We start from the raw sequence: 256 nt of genomic DNA, 5'->3' as shown, positions 1-256 counted from the left end.
CCCACACCAAAGATCAGGATGCTGGCCAAGAAGGGCACCCGCCAGCCCCAGCTCATCATGTCGTCGACCGGCAGCATCTGCACCAGGTAGAACGCTGCGGCAGACATCACGAACCCGCCGGAAACACCCAACTGGCTCCAGGCCGCATAGAACCCGACCCGGTCCTTGGGCGCATTCTCGCTCAGCAGCAGCACGCCGCCGCCCCATTCGCCGCCCGACGCGACGCCTTGCAGCACGCGCAAAATGACCAGGCAGG

General features: G+C 65.6%; 1 protein-coding gene. It reads right to left on the bottom strand.

Features of this window, described 5'->3' with window-relative positions:
* A partial coding sequence (locus SB756_RS32325) for an MFS transporter (RefSeq protein ID WP_410913535.1) occupies positions 1 to 256 on the bottom strand: 256 nt, incomplete at both ends.

Origin of the sequence: Pseudomonas sp. SIMBA_068 (genome assembly GCF_046534705.1) — a bacterium.
Taxonomy (GTDB): domain Bacteria; phylum Pseudomonadota; class Gammaproteobacteria; order Pseudomonadales; family Pseudomonadaceae; genus Aquipseudomonas; species Aquipseudomonas putida.
Note: the sequence above shows the minus strand (reverse complement) of the source record. Positions and strands in the feature narration are given on the sequence as shown.